General features: G+C 53.8%; 15 protein-coding genes and 1 pseudogene. 10 read left to right on the top strand and 6 right to left on the bottom strand.

Annotated elements, in window-relative coordinates; all coding sequences use genetic code 11:
* Nucleotides 1-220: 220 nt before the first annotated feature.
* A pseudogene (locus Q8W32_RS06115) lies at nt 221-328 on the bottom strand (transposase); the annotation flags it as partial.
* 135 nt (nt 329-463) lie between these two features.
* Between Q8W32_RS06115 and Q8W32_RS06110 the strand changes: the two are divergent.
* A complete protein-coding gene (locus Q8W32_RS06110) occupies nt 464-1084 on the top strand; it encodes a hypothetical protein (RefSeq protein WP_303432595.1) in 621 nt (206 codons plus the stop codon).
* 327 nt (nt 1085-1411) lie between these two features.
* Nucleotides 1412-1615 carry a transposase gene (locus tag Q8W32_RS16585; protein ID WP_370693672.1) on the top strand — a complete coding sequence of 68 codons (204 nt, stop codon included), beginning with the start codon at nt 1412-1414 and terminating at the stop codon, nt 1613-1615.
* Nucleotides 1616-1714: 99 nt separating this feature from the next.
* Here Q8W32_RS16585 and Q8W32_RS06105 read toward each other — a convergent pair whose 3' ends face one another.
* The gene (locus Q8W32_RS06105) at nt 1715-2944 is read right to left on the bottom strand and encodes a LysR family transcriptional regulator (RefSeq protein WP_303432594.1); all 1230 of its coding nucleotides are present in this window, start codon (nt 2942-2944) and stop codon (nt 1715-1717) included.
* Between the two features lie 216 nt (nt 2945-3160).
* Between Q8W32_RS06105 and Q8W32_RS06100 the strand changes: the two genes are divergently transcribed.
* The 7 genes from Q8W32_RS06100 (at nt 3161) to Q8W32_RS06070 (ending at nt 9994) form a co-directional block, all read left to right on the top strand.
* A complete protein-coding gene (locus Q8W32_RS06100; RefSeq protein WP_303432593.1) occupies nt 3161-4171 on the top strand; it encodes an amidohydrolase family protein in 1011 nt (336 codons plus the stop codon).
* Nucleotides 4172-4217: 46 nt separating this feature from the next.
* Complete coding sequence (locus tag Q8W32_RS06095; RefSeq protein WP_305414163.1) at nt 4218-4895, top strand: 4-carboxy-4-hydroxy-2-oxoadipate aldolase/oxaloacetate decarboxylase; 678 nt, start codon at nt 4218-4220, stop codon at nt 4893-4895.
* The gene (locus tag Q8W32_RS06090; RefSeq protein WP_305414161.1) at nt 4888-5979 is read left to right on the top strand and encodes a 4-oxalomesaconate tautomerase; all 1092 of its coding nucleotides are present in this window, start codon (nt 4888-4890) and stop codon (nt 5977-5979) included. Before Q8W32_RS06095 ends, Q8W32_RS06090 begins: the two co-directional genes overlap by 8 nt.
* Nucleotides 5980-6099: 120 nt before the next feature.
* Nucleotides 6100-6969 carry an amidohydrolase family protein gene (locus tag Q8W32_RS06085; RefSeq protein ID WP_303432589.1) on the top strand — a complete coding sequence of 290 codons (870 nt, stop codon included), beginning with the start codon at nt 6100-6102 and terminating at the stop codon, nt 6967-6969.
* Nucleotides 6970-7015: 46 nt separating this feature from the next.
* The gene (locus Q8W32_RS06080) at nt 7016-7381 is read left to right on the top strand and encodes a protocatechuate 3,4-dioxygenase (protein ID WP_303432587.1); all 366 of its coding nucleotides are present in this window, start codon (nt 7016-7018) and stop codon (nt 7379-7381) included.
* On the top strand, nt 7374-8213 hold the full coding sequence (locus Q8W32_RS06075; protein WP_303432586.1) for a class III extradiol dioxygenase family protein: 840 nt from the start codon (nt 7374-7376) through the stop codon (nt 8211-8213). Before Q8W32_RS06080 ends, Q8W32_RS06075 begins: the two co-directional genes overlap by 8 nt.
* 716 nt (nt 8214-8929) lie before the next feature.
* Nucleotides 8930-9994: a 3-deoxy-7-phosphoheptulonate synthase gene (locus tag Q8W32_RS06070; RefSeq protein ID WP_303432585.1), complete on the top strand. Its 1065-nt coding sequence runs from the start codon at nt 8930-8932 to the stop codon at nt 9992-9994.
* A gap of 1 nt (nt 9995) precedes the next feature.
* Here Q8W32_RS06070 and Q8W32_RS06065 read toward each other — a convergent pair whose 3' ends face one another.
* The 4 genes from Q8W32_RS06065 to Q8W32_RS06050 form a co-directional block, all read right to left on the bottom strand.
* Nucleotides 9996-10754 carry a sulfite exporter TauE/SafE family protein gene (locus tag Q8W32_RS06065; RefSeq protein ID WP_303432583.1) on the bottom strand — a complete coding sequence of 253 codons (759 nt, stop codon included), beginning with the start codon at nt 10752-10754 and terminating at the stop codon, nt 9996-9998.
* Between the two features lie 72 nt (nt 10755-10826).
* Complete coding sequence (locus Q8W32_RS06060) at nt 10827-11630, bottom strand: PepSY-associated TM helix domain-containing protein (RefSeq protein WP_305414158.1); 804 nt, start codon at nt 11628-11630, stop codon at nt 10827-10829.
* Between the two features lie 20 nt (nt 11631-11650).
* Complete coding sequence (locus tag Q8W32_RS06055; RefSeq protein ID WP_305414157.1) at nt 11651-12190, bottom strand: FMN-binding protein; 540 nt, start codon at nt 12188-12190, stop codon at nt 11651-11653.
* Nucleotides 12177-13409: a cytochrome-c peroxidase gene (locus Q8W32_RS06050; RefSeq protein ID WP_305414156.1), complete on the bottom strand. Its 1233-nt coding sequence runs from the start codon at nt 13407-13409 to the stop codon at nt 12177-12179. Before Q8W32_RS06050 ends, Q8W32_RS06055 begins: the two co-directional genes overlap by 14 nt.
* Before the next feature lie 310 nt (nt 13410-13719).
* Between Q8W32_RS06050 and Q8W32_RS06045 the strand changes: the two genes are divergently transcribed.
* On the top strand, nt 13720-15201 hold the full coding sequence (locus Q8W32_RS06045; RefSeq protein WP_305414155.1) for an imelysin family protein: 1482 nt from the start codon (nt 13720-13722) through the stop codon (nt 15199-15201).
* Nucleotides 15202-15206 lie beyond the last annotated feature (5 nt).

Genomic DNA, 15206 nt, shown 5'->3' with positions numbered 1-15206 from the left:
GTGCAGGCTGTAAAAAAACTATCCCGAGCGATGGTCTGATCGGGTTTTGAAACGCAGGAAGCGGTAATGGCTCGATTCAAACCAATAATGCGAACAATCTCTTTAAGGCAAGTAGAACCTTCCCAGTTTGCATGTGGCGGAGGCGGTCCGCAGTTTCATCGATCATCCAATTGCTGGACACCTCGATCGATACGACGCTGACCAACCCCGCGCCGCAAAGAACATCCAGTGACTGACTGGCTTCAGAAGCAGAATATCCCTGATCAAGCACCAAACTGGCGGCTTCAAGCTTGAACTCAGCAGAGAAGGAACGGTGCTGTTTTTTTATTGAAAACCTTGCTGGTTGTCCGGAATCAGGACGGAATTAGTAGACCACGACACAATATGCGGCCAAGTACAGTGGTATGGTTTTAAATAAATGATGTAGGTTGGTTTTTAACGAGACAAATGAATTACTTAATGTTTGAAAATTAATTATTCCGAAACAATAACCAAAAAAGAGAGTGGTAATATGTCCGATCCAACGAAATACAATAGCCTTAACGCTTACATACAAGAAGTGACTGACAAAGCTAATGACCAATTGGAAAATAGAAGCCGGGCGATCCATATTCCAGTAGTGATTGTTGCAGCCTTAATCTCATCGGGAACAGCAGCAGCTACAGCAGCAGCTCTGGCGGGTGCTGCGTATGCCCTTACGCCACCTCTCGGTGATGGAGACGCTCAAGCTCGCACGATGCGACTTGAAATCAAGAGTGACCACTGGGGACTTCTGCGCCTCGTCGTTGGCACTTTGGAGACCACATGCGTTATTCCTCCTGGCCTTGATCTTGACGGACAATTTAATGTTGTTCTTTATAATAAAAATGAAAGTCGTACCTCAAGGATATTTGCAGAATATACAGGCTTTCCGCTTGATAATGAGCAGGAGCAAGATCCAACGGAAAAGGCGTCAGGTATTACCGTTTTATATGAATTCGCTACTAAGGTAGACGCTTATGTACAGATCAACCATACCAAGCCGTTACCAACAGTGCTTGTAAGTGCGAACCGAAATAATATTGATGATTGGGGGAATGGTTGAGGCGTCGCCTTGGGGTATGTTCTGGTCAACAAAACCGGACACATTAATTGGCTGGTTTTTCATACCCCATCGGTGACAAGTCACCATTTCAGGAATGCAGTCGTTCCTGGTTGTAGTACTTCATATAGGCCGTCACATCCCGTTTTATATGTTGCCGGGCTGGACTGGTGTACCTTGAACAACCAGACGTTGTGGCGGCTGTATCTTACATTGGGCAAACAGCGCTGCAAACGCTTTGCGGGTTGGAATGCCGTTACGGGATACAATCCATAACGGGTCAGTTCAGGTCGGTGAGACAAGGGTCTGGCTGGACGCTTCCAGTAACGGATGCCCAGGTTCAAACATCATGACGATAATCAAACGTCGATGGTGGTCAAGGATAGCGAAAACCGCCCTGTTTATGATTCGGCGAGTCTGCTGAAAATCATCCCGCTTACTCACTCCAAGGGCATCACCTCCAGCCGAGAGACCAAGCAGTGCTGCGAAACAAACATCATCTTTAAGGCCGTGTCTGGAATGAGTCGACCATGACTGTTCCTGTTTTAGACCGGGAGAGTCCATTTCCCTACAGGCCGTTCCCCGTCCTTTCTTCAGGTTGGCCTGATGCCTGGCAGACTTGTCAGTGCAGCATTACTGATCCCGGCAGGCGGCTGCCTGTTCCCGCAGAATATCGAGAAACTGCATCTGGCTCGGCGTTGGCTGCCAGTTTTGACGCAAGGTGATGCCGATGGCCCGGCGGGTATCTTCCAGGTTGACGGGCAATACCGACAATAATCCGCTGTTTAATTCCTGTTCGATCTGATGGGTAGAGATCAGTGTCAGGCGGTCACTGCCGCGCAGCAGCTCACGGGTCAGGATCTGTGAGCTGGATTCGACCAGTCGTTGCGGTGGCTGAATATCACATTGGGCAAACAGGGTCTCAAAGGCTTTGCGGGTCGGGGTGCCATTGCGGGGCACAATCCAGGGGTAGTGGGTGAGATCCGTCAGCTCTGGAGACGATGTGCTGGTCGCGGCCACCAGTAATGGATGCTCCGGGCGACAAATAATCGCCAGTGGCGGAGAAAGCAGTTCTTCCTGCACCACATCATCGACCGGCGGCGGAAAACGCAGGGCACCAATCAGAAAATCGAGATCGCCGTGGCGTAAATGATGCAGCAAGTCATCGTAGGGCGCATCGACAACCTGAATATCAATATCCGGATGGCGTTCACTAAACCGAATAATGGCTTCGGGCAGGATCGAGGTCCGCGCCAGCGGCATACTGCCGAGCACGATTTTACCCACTTCCCGAAACTGTAGCGCACTGACTTCGGAGTAGCCCTGGTACAGCTCCGAAAATGCCAGCTTGGTGGCACGGGCCAGAGCCTGGGCTGCCTTGGTGGCGCTGATGCCGGTACTGGTCTTTTCAAACAAGGGCACTTGCAGCAAATGCTCCAGCTCGCGGGCAGCCCGATGTAACGATGATTGTGAGACGCCCACCGCCCGGCTGGCAATGCTGAAGTTTTCTGCTTCGGTGACGGCTACCAATGCCTTGAGCTGGGTGGTGGTCAGTAACGACACCATCTGTTGCGCCGATTGGGTACGGCTGCCAGAGCGTAATGCTTCGCGGGTGCCTTGCAGCAAGCAGGCAATACAGCGTTCGACCCGGTTATACCAGACCTCACCGGAGGCGGTGGGGTACATGCCTTCGGCCCGGCGATCAAATAATCCGGTTTGCAGCATGTTTTCCAGTCGTGCCAGTGCCTGGGTGATGGCTGGTTGCGACAGAAAGACTCTCGGAGCCGCCTTGCTGATGCTCTTTTGTTCGGCTACTTCCAGAAAAACGCGCAGGTGCCGCAGGTTGGGTATAACAAAATCCATCGCTTGCTCCAGAGCTTCGAATAAACAGGTCTATATCAAAATCCAATATTGTAACAGTGAAATTGAAATAGCCAGCCCGGCTGCTCAGTTCCTACCATGGGGGCATTATCCAGGTCGTTGGGTGCCTTTGGCATTCACGGACGTGCGGTGCGCTGTTTGCCTGTGCCGCTGGTACAGGCCCTGCGGGCCACTCCATCAACGAGTGAGAGAAGAATAATGATCATCGATTGCCATGGGCATTACACCACGACGCCGCCCGGCGTCGGCGAATACCGCGATCAGCAAAAAGCAGCGGTTGCGGCGGACCCTCTGTTCAAGGGTGAAAAAGGCACGATCAATATCACGGATGATGAGATTCGCGAATCGATCGTTAATAATCAGTTGAAGCTGCAGCAACAGCGCGGCACTGACCTGACCATTTTCTCTCCTCGCGCCAGCTGGATGGGGCATCACGTTGGTAACGAATACACCAGCCAGTACTGGACCGAGCATCAGAACGATATTATTCGCCGGGTGTGTGACCTGTTCCCGGAGAATTTTGTCCCGGTAGCCCAGTTACCGCAATCACCGGGAGTCGACCCGGCCAAGTCGGTGCCTGAGATTGTTCGTACCGTCGAGGAAATGGGCTTTATCGGTATTAACCTGAACCCGGACCCCAGTGGTGGTTTCTGGAATGGGTCATCGCTGGCGGATCGGGCGTTTTATCCGATTTACGAAAAAATGGTTGAGTACGATATTCCCGCCATGGTGCACGTATCGGCATCCTGTAACGACTGTTTCCACACCACGGGTTCCCATTATCTGGGCGCCGATACCACCGGCTTTCAGCAATTGATGATGTCGGATGTGTTCAAGGATTTCCCTGAGCTGAAAATCATTATTCCTCATGGCGGCGGTGCGGTGCCTTATCACTGGGGACGTTTCCGTGGGATGGCCCTTGATAAGGGATTTGAGCTGGAAGAACGGGTACTGAACAACGTGTATTTCGACACCTGTGTGTATCACCAGCGCGGCATTGATTTATTGCTCGATGTTATTCCGACCAAAAACATCCTCTTTGCCTCAGAAATGATTGGTGCGGTACGCGGCATCGACCCAGATACCGGTCACTTCTTCGACGATACCAAACGTTATATCGATGGGAACACGGCGCTGTCTGCGGCCCAGAAAGCCGACATCTTCGAGCACAACACTCGTCGCGTTTTCAGTCGTCTGGTACTGCCGTAATCAACTGGCCGGTGTGCCGGTGTGATAGACCAAAGGAAGCAACAGCATGAAAGAAACAGTCGTAGTACAACATATTGAACGGGCCGACCAGGCCGTGATTGATGGTCTGGCGGAATGTGGTGTGGCCACGGTTCATGAAGCCCAGGGCCGTGTTGGTTTGCTGGCGCATTACCTGCGCCCGATTCAACAGGATAAAAGTGTCGCCGGCTCCGCCATTACCATCTCTGGTGCCGCTGGTGATAACTGGATGATGCACGTTGCCATTGAGCAGTGTCAGCCCGGCGACATCATGGTTTTTGCGCCGACTTCACCGTCGATTCATGGCTTCTTTGGTGACTTGCTGGCGACCTCCGCCCAGTCACGCGGGGTGGTCGGACTGATTATTGATGGTGGCGTTCGGGATACCCGTGATCTGCGTCAGATGGAATTCCCGGTGTGGTCAAAAGCGGTCTTTGCGGAAGGCACCATCAAGGAAACCGTTGGCTCGGTCAACGTGCCACTGGTGTGTGCAGATGAACTGATTTATCCCGGTGACGTGGTGGTGGCGGATGACGACGGCGTTGTTGTTGTGCGCCGTGAGCAAGCCGCCGCGGTGCTGGAAAAAGCCCGTGCCCGTATGGCGCTGGAAGAATCCAAGCGTGTGCGAATGGCCAACGGCGAGCTGGGGCTGGATATTTATGACATGCGTGGCCGCCTGCAAGACAAAGGCCTTAAATATGTCTGAGGCCCGCACCTTCGATCCGATTGACGGGGTGCGCTGTATGTGGATGCGAGGTGGCACCTCAAAAGGGGGCTACTTCCTGGCGCAAGACCTTCCGGCTGATACGGCCGTTAGAGATGCGTTTCTGTTGCGGGTCATGGGATCTCCAGACCCGCGTCAGATTGATGGTCTGGGTGCAGCCGACCCCTTAACTGCCAAAGTGGCCGTGGTGCAGCGTTCCGAGCGTGAAGACGCCGATGTGGATTACCTGTTTCTGCAAGTGTTTGTGGATCAGGCCATCGTTACGGATGCGCAAAACTGCGGCAACATCCTTGCGGGGGTTGGCCCGTTTGCGATTGAACGGGGCCTGGTTGAAACCACCGGTGAAGACACCGATGTGCGTATTTTTATGGCTAACACCGGACAAATTGCCACGGCTCGGGTTCCGACGCCTGAAGGCAAGGTCAGTTATGTTGGCAACGCCCGTATTGATGGCGTGCCCGGTTGTGCCGCAGCCATTCCCGTTACCTTTGCCGATACCGCCGGTTCCAGTTGTGGTGCCTTGTTGCCCACCGGTCACTGTGTGGATGTGATTGATGGCGTTGAGGTTACGTTGATTGATAACGGCATGCCCGTGGTGGTTATGCAGGCTGCAGACATGGGTATTTCCGGTACCGAAAGCCGTGAAGAACTGGAAGCCAACGATGACTTGCGAGCGCGGCTGGAGTCCATTCGTTTACAGGCCGGGCCATTGATGAATCTGGGGGATGTGAAAGACAAATCCGTGCCCAAGATGACCATGGTCAGTGCTGCCAGCAACGGCGGAGCCTTGTCGACCCGGACTTTTATTCCTCATCGCTGTCATGCCTCGATTGGGGTGTTGGGCGCGGTCAGTGTGGCAACAGCGGCGGTGTTACCCGGCTCGCCGGCCGCTGCTGTTGCCTGTGTGCCGGAGGGTCAGCAGAAAACCCTGGCGGTCGAGCATCCGATCGGTGAAATGACCGTGATTCTGAATATGGACGACGGCGGTAACGTTGCTTCGGCGGCCTTGCTGCGTACGGCCCGCAAACTGTTTGATGGCGATGTGTTTGCGCATCCCAACGAATAAACCGGCTGCTTTTATGGGAAGGGACAGTGCCGAACGATCCGCATCTGTCCGTTTCTGCTGGTGTATACCAGTCAATAAAAGTGCCAATAATGACCCGATAAAAACAAGGGCGACCTAATTATGATGGATCCAGATTACCTGCCATTTCATGCCAACCCGAGCAAACCAGAGTTCAAGACACCGGCTGGTGCGGTTGATGCGCACTGCCATGTTTTTGGCCCGGCGGCACAGTTTCCGTACCACCCGAAGCGTAAATACACTCCGTGTGATGCTTCGAAAGAGCAGCTGTTTGCGCTGCGCGACTACCTGGGCTTTGAACGTAATGTGATTGTTCAGGCATCCTGCCATGGTACTGATAACGCGGCTCTGATGGATGCCCTGGACAGTGCCGGTGAGCTGGCCCGTGGGGTGGCTGTGGTTGATCCTGCGATTACGGTGGAAGAGCTGGAAGCGATGGACAAGGCCGGTGTTCGCGCCGTGCGTTTCAACTTCGTCAAACGCCTGGTCGATACCACGCCAAAAGCAGTGTTCCTGTCGGTGGCTGAAAAGATCAAGCCGCTGGGCTGGCATATCGTGGTGTACTTCGAAGCCCCGGACCTGGAAGAGCTGATTCCATTCCTGAACGAGCTGGATACCACCATTGTGGTGGATCATATGGGCCGCCCGGATGTTGCCAAGGGAGTGGATCACCCGGACTTCCAGCGCTTTATCGATATGATGAACAACAATGACAAAATCTGGGTCAAAGTTACTTGCCCGGAACGCCTGACCCTGACGGCGCCGGATTATCGCGACGTTGTCCCATTTGGCAAAAAGCTGGTCGAACTGTTTCCTGACCGGGTGCTGTGGGGAACCGACTGGCCACATCCGAATATGAAATCCCATACCCCGGATGACGGCAAGCTGGTGGATGTTATCCCGATGATTGCCCCGACTGCCGAGCAGCAGCAGAAACTGCTGGTGGATAACCCGATGCGTTTGTATTGGTAATCAGCCCTGGCGTTCTGCGTCCGACCTAATCAGTGAGAATACAGTCATGTCAGACAATCAATTACGAGCCGTCGAGGGCACCATCCACTTTGATGGCCCCATGGCCACCAAAGGCTTCAGGTTCAACAAGATGTGTTATTCGTTTAACAGCGAAGACAACCGTCAGGCGTTCCGTGACGACCCGGAAGCCTATATGGAGCGTTTTGGTATCTCCGACGAGCAGCGGCAGGCGGTGCGAGACCAGGACATCATCCGTATGCTGGAGTTGGGCGGCAGCATCTACTATATGGCTAAATTTGCCATTATCTTTGGCTGGAACATGCAGATCATTGGCGGTATGCAAACTGGCCGTACCACCGAAGAATTCAAAGCATACCTGGAGAGCCAGGGGCGAGGTAAGCACCATGGCTAAGCTGATCGGTGGTATTACCACCTCACACATCCCTGCCATTGGGGTGGCGATGGATAAACATCTGGAAGACACCCCTTATTATCGGGATCTGTTTGCCATTTACCCTCCCATTCGAGAGTGGTTGCAGCAGGAAAAACCGGATATCGCCGTGTTGTTCTATAACGATCACGGCCTGGAAATGTTCCTCGACAAAAAACCGACGTTCGCCATTGGTTGCGCGCCGGAATACCACAATGCGGATGAAGGCTGGGGGATTAACCCGATCCCGCCAGTGACGGGTGAAACCGAGCTGAGCTGGCATATTGTCAATCATTTGATCGACAATGATTTTGACCCGACCGTGTGTCAGGACATCAAGGTCGATCACGGCGCTACCGTTCCGCTGACGTTGCTGTGGCCGAACTTTACCTATCAGGGTATCAAGGTGATTCCGGTCAGCATCAACTGCGAACGTCATCCGATGCCCAAACCATCCCGCAGCTATGCCTTTGGCCAGGCTATTGGTGATGCCATCCGCTCCTGGGACAGCGACCAGAAGGTTGTAGTACTGGGTACCGGCGGCTTGTCGCATCAGCTTGATGGTCAACGTGCCGGGATACTCAATGGCGATTTTGACAACGACTGCATGGATAAACTGGTCAACGACCCGGAAGCCCTATGCCAGTACAGCAATGCCGACCTGATCGAAAAAGGCGGTGCGCAAATGGTCGAACTGGCAATGTGGATGGCCATGCGTGGCACCATGACCGGCGAAGTGAAAGAAGTGTTACGCAGCTATGTGTCACCGATTTCCAATACCGGGGTCGGTGTGCAGCTGCTGGTCAATACCTGACCGTATCAACTTCGGCTCCATCGGCAAGTGTGGTTGGCGGTGGTGACGATGTTCTGGCCGTGTCTGCTCCCGGTCATCGCTCTCCTGGGACGATGATTTATTATGGGCAGGGGCGGTCTTTTTTGACGAACTGTCTGGATGTGCTGTCTTGAAAGCTATGCCGGGCTTTCAGCCAGTATTCACCCTGTGAATACCATATACAGCACAGAATATTGATATTTATGGTTGCAATTCAGACATTCGGGATTAGGATAAACACATCACCTGAACAAATGCCCCGGTACAACAATGAACCCAGCACGGTTACAGCAACGCTTGAACAGCTCTACGACCCCGGTCGCAGCGGCGAGCCTGTGCCTGAGTGATGTCAGCGTGGCGTATTGGTGGTTTGGTTATGACTATTTTAGTCAGGAGCCAGGCTGCCCGTAGTGTCAATAGAACACCCGGCAGTTTGGCTTCAAGCCAGCTGCCACCGGAAACCCCGATTGGCAGCAGGCTGATCGGGGTTTTTTTATGATTGTTTTTCACAGGATTCAGTTCGAGGTTGCTATGCAAGTATTGGCAAAACTCAAAATTTCTCAAGCTTGCACCAGTCTGTGCGGCTTCTGGTTGTGGCGATTTAGCTGCGGTGATGTGCGGGCGCGATATTGGCGCTGGCCCATCACCGGACCACAGCAAAGACACCATATCCAGTAAAAAATTTGAGGAATAGCAACATGACAACATCTACTTTGACTTCCCGTTCTGCCAGTAGCAATGACCCGGCAGTCCGACCGATTACCACCCCCGCCATGCTCAAGGCCCGTATGGCATTGAGTGATGGCCTGCGTATCCAGATTGAGCAGCAACGCCAGCAGATTCGCAACATCCTGAACGGTGATGATTCACGCCTGCTGGTGATTACCGGGCCTTGCTCCATTCATGATGAAACCGCCGCGCTGGATTACGGCCAGCGGCTGGTCGCCCTGAATAAAGAACTGGGCGACCGTCTGCTGATTGTGATGCGCGCCTACGTCGAGAAACCACGGACGCATGTGGGCTGGAAAGGACTGGCTTACGACCCGGATTGTAATGGCGAAGGCGATATGCAAGCCGGACTGGAGCGCTCCCGCAAAGTGATGCTGGCACTGGCCGAAATGGGTTTGCCACTGGCAACCGAAGCATTGAACCCGCTGGTAATGATGTACCTGGACGACCTGATCAGCTGGACGGCCATTGGTGCCCGCACCGCGGAGTCACAGATCCATCGTGAAATGGTCAGCCATCTGGGTATGCCCACCGGATTGAAAAATGGCACCGACGGCTCCATGATGACAGCGATCAATGCCATGGTGGCCGCCCGTCATAGCCACCACACGCTGGGGGTGGATTGCCATGGTCAAATGGCCATGCTGACCACTCCGGGCAATCCGGATACCCATATTGTCCTGCGTGGCGGCAATGGCCTGACGAACTACGATGCCGACAGCATTGCATCGGCACAACAGCAGTTACAGGCGGCTGGCTGTCATGTTGGTGTACTGGTGGATTGCAGCCATGCCAATGCCTGCAAGCAGCATCGTCGCCAAACCGCCATTGCGCTGGATGTGGTGGCGCAGCGGCTGGCAGGTAATGAGCGGATTCTGGGGGTGATGCTGGAAAGCTTCATCAACGAAGGCAACCAGAAAATGTCGGCCAATCTGGTGTACGGCCAGTCCATTACCGATCCTTGTCTGGGATGGGATCAGACCGAAGTCCTGTTGCGTGAAATGCATCAGCAACTGGGCGAGATCAAACCGTGACTCACATACTCTGCCAGCCCTGCCAGAGCAGGCGCAGGGCGAGCAGAGTAACCACAATCCGGAAGGTCTGTTTAAACCAGCGGCCCGGAATACGGTTTAACAGTTTCAGCCCCAGCCAGGTGCCCATGGTGCCACTGAGAACCATCAGCAGCACCAGTGGCAGCCACTCCCAGAAAGCAAAACCAATGGTGCCGAATACCACAGCCTTGAACGAATGTTGCAGCGTCATACAGGTCGCAAAGGTACTGGTGAGCTGTAATTTGCTGTAGTTGTTGCGATGCACAAAACCGGCTACCAGTGGCCCGGTGGCACCAACAAACATGGTGAGGAAGGTTGTCAAGGCGCCGGCAAATACCCGCCCTGTTGAGCTGAGCTGACGTTTGCCTGGCTTGTTGCCCCACACCAGAAACAGAATAAAACCCGCCACCGCAAACTGAATCAGGTACAGCGGCAATTGCACCACGACCACACTGGCCAGCCCGGCTCCCAGCAATGCCCCGATACTGAAATACCTCAGCATGGCCCAGTCGATATGACGCCAGGTCATCACCATGCGATTACCATTGGAACCCAGCTGCACCAGACCATGTACTGGAATCAGGGCGTTGACGGGTACCAGTGATGCCATGACTGCCAATAGCAGCAGGCCACCACCAATACCGACAGCAGCCGTCATCAGTGACGTAAACCCGGCCACTGCGATCAGGATAATGGCCGCTGTCAGCGACAGGTCGGCGGGAGTGAGCAGTTCAAGCAACATGGCCAGTATCTCCGTTGACGATCGGGTATCGGTATTGTTAGCAAGGTGGCGTTTTGCGGTGATGTCTAAAGGTTACATTCCGGGCTTGTGGCGCCGCGGCTTCTGTCGACTACAACCATGACGACCATGACGTCCGCCGCGTTTTAGCCAGGCGCGCTTCAGCCAGGTGAGGGTACCGCTCAAGGCCAGAAATATCAGCACAAGGCTGACGGCATCCACCACCCAGACGCCCACCTCGCCAAACAGACGGCCGCTGTGTAAATCCAGCAGCAAACGTTCGCGGGAAATCCCCGGCAAGGGCTTGTCCTTGTTCAGAGACTCGACCAGTTCAGCAGGCAAGGGAGTGAGAGTGGCCCAAGGCGAGTCCGCTGTCGGGACGGATTCGGGCGGTAGTGGTTGCCAGCTCCAGCTGTTGTTATCGAGATAATAGGGTGGGCTGGACAGCAGCAGGGCATCTTGATCCGGCAGCATGCCCAGTGTGCTGGCTTGCAGTGGCAGACTGCCCAGTTCTTCAACCAGTTGGCCATCAGGCAAATACAGGGCAATGCGGTTATCACACAGCAGGGCAATGGTTTCTTGCCAACGCAAGGCACCCAACAAGGGCTGATCGCAATGGCCGATGGCATCGTGATCCAGATACAGGGTGTCGCCAACCTGACTGACCCAGTGATCCCCAGCGGCAAACCCTTGCTCGACAGTGGTGTCCTGAATGCCATACAGCCAGGCGATCCAGGAGGAATAGACCGGTGTTTTGGCCCATCCCAGTGACTGGCTGTGATTGATCAGGATGCCGGTAATGGCCAGCATCAATAGAACCGGCAGGATGATCAGGCCGCCGCGGCGATGCCAATGAATCAGAAAAGGAACAAGTTTCAAAACAGAGCCTGTATCAGGAGTCAGGGTTGGGTGGCGGCCTGATTGTGGCTGACCCCGGTTTGCTCTGCAAGATACAGTGCCAGACGGGCGACATTGGTTACGGCCCGCACCGACAAGGTTGCACCGGTAATGCCGTCGATATGCTGGCTGAGTTGTTGGGACTTGTCCAGCCTCGCCCCGGTAAACTGGTCAGTAAAAAACGGGTATCGTACTTCCCAGCCACGGGATTCGAGAAACGCCAGTACCGCAACCGATTGTATCTGGTTATCGGTAATCACCACGCCGATGGTGATTGGCTTCTCTTTGCCAATCTCTTGCAGAATCCAGGCGCTGGTGGTGTCGGCTTGCCAGTATCGTACCCGCAAACCAACGTAAGAATGGCCGAGCAAGGCGGTGGCGGCTTCTTTATGTTCCGGTTTGAGCCACAGGGTTTTGGCCGCTGCTGGCTGCTCGCCAAACGCCTGTGACAGGAACGCTTCCTGACTGAGGTAGTTGTCGGCGCTGGCCATGCTGGCCAGACACCATAATGTCAGGCTCCAGAGAATATTATTCCGTTTCACAGTTTTCCCACTCGGCATCAGAAATCAGGCTTTCATAGCGGGCATCGGTGAGCGTCATCATAAAACAGACCAGTGCTTCGACGTCATCGTCATCGAACAGGCTGCCATCCTGCAGTTCGGTCAGGCTGATGGTCTCGCTGATTTCCGGCTCCGCCCATTCCACACCGGTTTCAGGGTTGATTGTGTAGCGGCTGCCCGTGAGCCAGTGATCGTAAAACTTGACGACCGTGGCCAACTCATTAAACACGCCGTTATGCATATAAGGCGCAGTGATGGCGACGTTACGCAGCGTTGGTACCTTGAATTTACCGGCTTCGGTATCGGCGGTGACGGCGCTGTTGTTTAATTGCAAACCGGTATCAATAAAGTCATCGTCCGAGCCATTGGCCAGCCGTACTGCGGTATTCACCGGGACACCAATATTGTGGTACTCATAGCCGGTAAAGGTCTCGCCGCTGTAGCCCTGGGACTTGAGTTGGTGACACGTGGCGCAGTTGGTGAATTGCTGGGAGAAAAACAGCACCTTGCCCGAGGCGACTTTGGATAATACGCCGTAATCGTAGTAGTCCTCATCATTTGAACTCAGTTGTGAACGATCGTATTTGGAATCGAAGGGAGCAAAAACATCCGTTGCCTCAAAGGTGGCAATGGCGTCGGTCATGGCTTCGTAAGCGGTATCAGTATCGTCAAACACATCGGTACCATACAAGGATTCGAAGGCTGCAATATAATCTTCATTTTCTAACAGGCGTTCGACTACGCTGGCGCGATCTGCCATGCCCATTTCAATCGGGTTTAATGGCGGGCCACCGGCCTGATCGGCGAGGGTGGAAGAGCGGCCATCATGAAACTGGCCGCCCAGCCAGCCACTGTAATCGGACTGGCTGCTGTTGAAGCGACTGCGCGTACCTTCCTGAAACTCCGGTGACAGTGAGGCGTACAGCACCGTTGGTGCATTACGGTCTCCCAGGGATACATCGTCATCACCAAGTGATACGGCAGCAGTCAGCCCGTTGTCATCTTCGCGGCTGTCGGTAAAGGCCTTGTCGGCATCGTGACAGCTGGCACAGGACTGGGTGCGGTTGAATGAGAGATTGGTATCGTTGAACAGGCTTTCGCCGAGGGCTGCCTTGCTTTCGAAGGCAAGGCTTGACGAATCAGACGAACTGCCACAACTGCTCAGTAGCAGCGCCAACAATAAAATTGAATACTTTTTCACGGTGACTCCGGTATTGCCCATTCCCTTGGGGTAATGGCTGATAAATCGCATGGTGGCTGGTTGCTCTTGTCTGTTGTGATCCCCAGCTTGTTGTGGTGATCAGGAAGGCTGCTACCAAGGTGGCCAGTTTAGCATGCGTCAATAATCCTGCTAACGATAATGCAATCCCAAGTCTATTTGTAAATCATTTGCATTAGTAATATGATCTCAATCAAATCGAATCGGAACTATTTCGTTTTAATGTAAATGAGATGTTATCCGAAAGACAAATAGTCCGCCAAATTCCTTTATTGCCAGATCGGAGTGTTAAATGATGAAACTGACCTCGCTTGCTGCGGCTATCGCCGTAACTTCCCTGTTAACTGCTTGTGGCAGTAGCTCAGACAGCTCTTCGTCTGATTCCGTTATCAATGTTGATAACGTCAGCAAGGTGTTGGAAACCAACGCTGATATTGCCTACGCCGCTTATTCAGATGCCGTGACCACGGCCAAAGCATTACAAACCGCCTTGCAAACCTTCCGCGAAGATCCGACCGAAGATAACTTTGTTGCCGCTAAAACCGCCTGGCTGGTTGCGCGTGAACCTTATGGCCAGACTGAAGTTTATCGCTTCCGCCTGAGCCCGATTGACTCTACCGACTACAGCTCGGAAGACGGCCCGGAAGGTGATATCAATGCCTGGCCATTAGGTGAAGCCCTGATCGACTATGTGCAGACCAACGATACTGACTTTGGCACCGATCAGGTGGGCGTAACCGCCAACTCGGCTGGCATTAATGGTGGTGGTGCCTTGACGGCAGCCGATGCGGAAGATCAGTCGAATAACATCATTGGTGATGTAACGATTGATATCACTGCCGACCTGTTGGCCAATACTGCCACCGCCGATGACGAGCATGATGTGATTGCCGGATACCACGCAATTGAATTCCTGCTGTGGGGACAGGACCTGAACAATGATGGTGAAACCACGGATGGGACTGACCGTGAAGAGGCGGTTAAAACCAACGAAGCGTATAACTACGCTGAAGGCGGTGACCGTCCTCTGAGTGACCTGGCTGAAGGCTATTCTGAGACCGACACTTACGACAGCAGCAACTTGTCTGAGCGTCGTCACAAATTTATGGAAGTGGCGGTTGAGAAGCTGATCGACGATTTGGAAACCGTTCGTGATAGCTGGGCTGACGGCGCTTCATACCGCACTGAGTTCACCACCATCAGCAGCGAAGATGACGCCAAACAGAAGCTGGCCGAAATCCTCACCGGTATGGGTACATTGTCTGAAGGCGAGCTGGCGGGTGAGCGGATGCAGATTGCCTTTTCTTCCAACTCCCAGGAAGACGAGCATTCTTGCTTCTCGGATAACACGCACCGCGATATCTGGCTGAATGCCGAAGGCGTCTCCAACAGCTATTACGGTGAATACGCCGGTTACGACAGCACATTGGACGGCACTGACGATGTGACGACCAATGCGGTAAGTGGTTATGGTCTTGATGATTACCTGGCTGATGCCGGTCTGACAGAGGTAGCGGCTTCCATGGTAACGGCGTTGAGCACCACCAGCACCGCTTACGAAAGCATTGATAGCCTGGCCCGTGAAGGTACCCCCTTCGACGTACAGATCATGGACGCTACCACCGAGGAGCCAGCCTACGATACAATCAAGGCATTAAACGCTCAATCAATCGTGATTGCCGATGTTGCTGAAGCGCTTGAGATCGACGGCGATGTGGTTGTCGATGTTGATGCTTCCGAGTGTGATACCACTGATCCAACCACTGAGTGCTAATTTCA

Source organism: Oceanobacter sp. 3_MG-2023 (assembly GCF_030688925.1).
GTDB lineage: Bacteria > Pseudomonadota > Gammaproteobacteria > Pseudomonadales > Oceanobacteraceae > Oceanobacter.
This window is presented reverse-complemented; position numbering and strand designations above follow the sequence as displayed.

Bases quoted from the DNA above. Each gene is read 5' to 3' on its own strand.
- Q8W32_RS06095 (WP_305414163.1), top strand. From the start codon at position 4,218: ATGAAAGAAACAGTCGTAGTACAACATATTGAACGGGCCGACCAGGCC.
- Q8W32_RS06065 (WP_303432583.1), bottom strand. From the start codon at position 10,754: ATGTTGCTTGAACTGCTCACTCCCGCCGACCTGTCGCTGACAGCGGCC.
- Q8W32_RS06090 (WP_305414161.1), top strand. From the start codon at position 4,888: ATGTCTGAGGCCCGCACCTTCGATCCGATTGACGGGGTGCGCTGTATG.
- Q8W32_RS06075 (WP_303432586.1), top strand. From the start codon at position 7,374: ATGGCTAAGCTGATCGGTGGTATTACCACCTCACACATCCCTGCCATT.
- Q8W32_RS06045 (WP_305414155.1), top strand. From the start codon at position 13,720: ATGATGAAACTGACCTCGCTTGCTGCGGCTATCGCCGTAACTTCCCTG.
- Q8W32_RS06080 (WP_303432587.1), top strand. From the start codon at position 7,016: ATGTCAGACAATCAATTACGAGCCGTCGAGGGCACCATCCACTTTGAT.
- Q8W32_RS06105 (WP_303432594.1), bottom strand. From the start codon at position 2,944: ATGGATTTTGTTATACCCAACCTGCGGCACCTGCGCGTTTTTCTGGAA.
- Q8W32_RS06085 (WP_303432589.1), top strand. From the start codon at position 6,100: ATGATGGATCCAGATTACCTGCCATTTCATGCCAACCCGAGCAAACCA.
- Q8W32_RS16585 (WP_370693672.1), top strand. From the start codon at position 1,412: ATGCCCAGGTTCAAACATCATGACGATAATCAAACGTCGATGGTGGTC.
- Q8W32_RS06100 (WP_303432593.1), top strand. From the start codon at position 3,161: ATGATCATCGATTGCCATGGGCATTACACCACGACGCCGCCCGGCGTC.
- Q8W32_RS06070 (WP_303432585.1), top strand. From the start codon at position 8,930: ATGACAACATCTACTTTGACTTCCCGTTCTGCCAGTAGCAATGACCCG.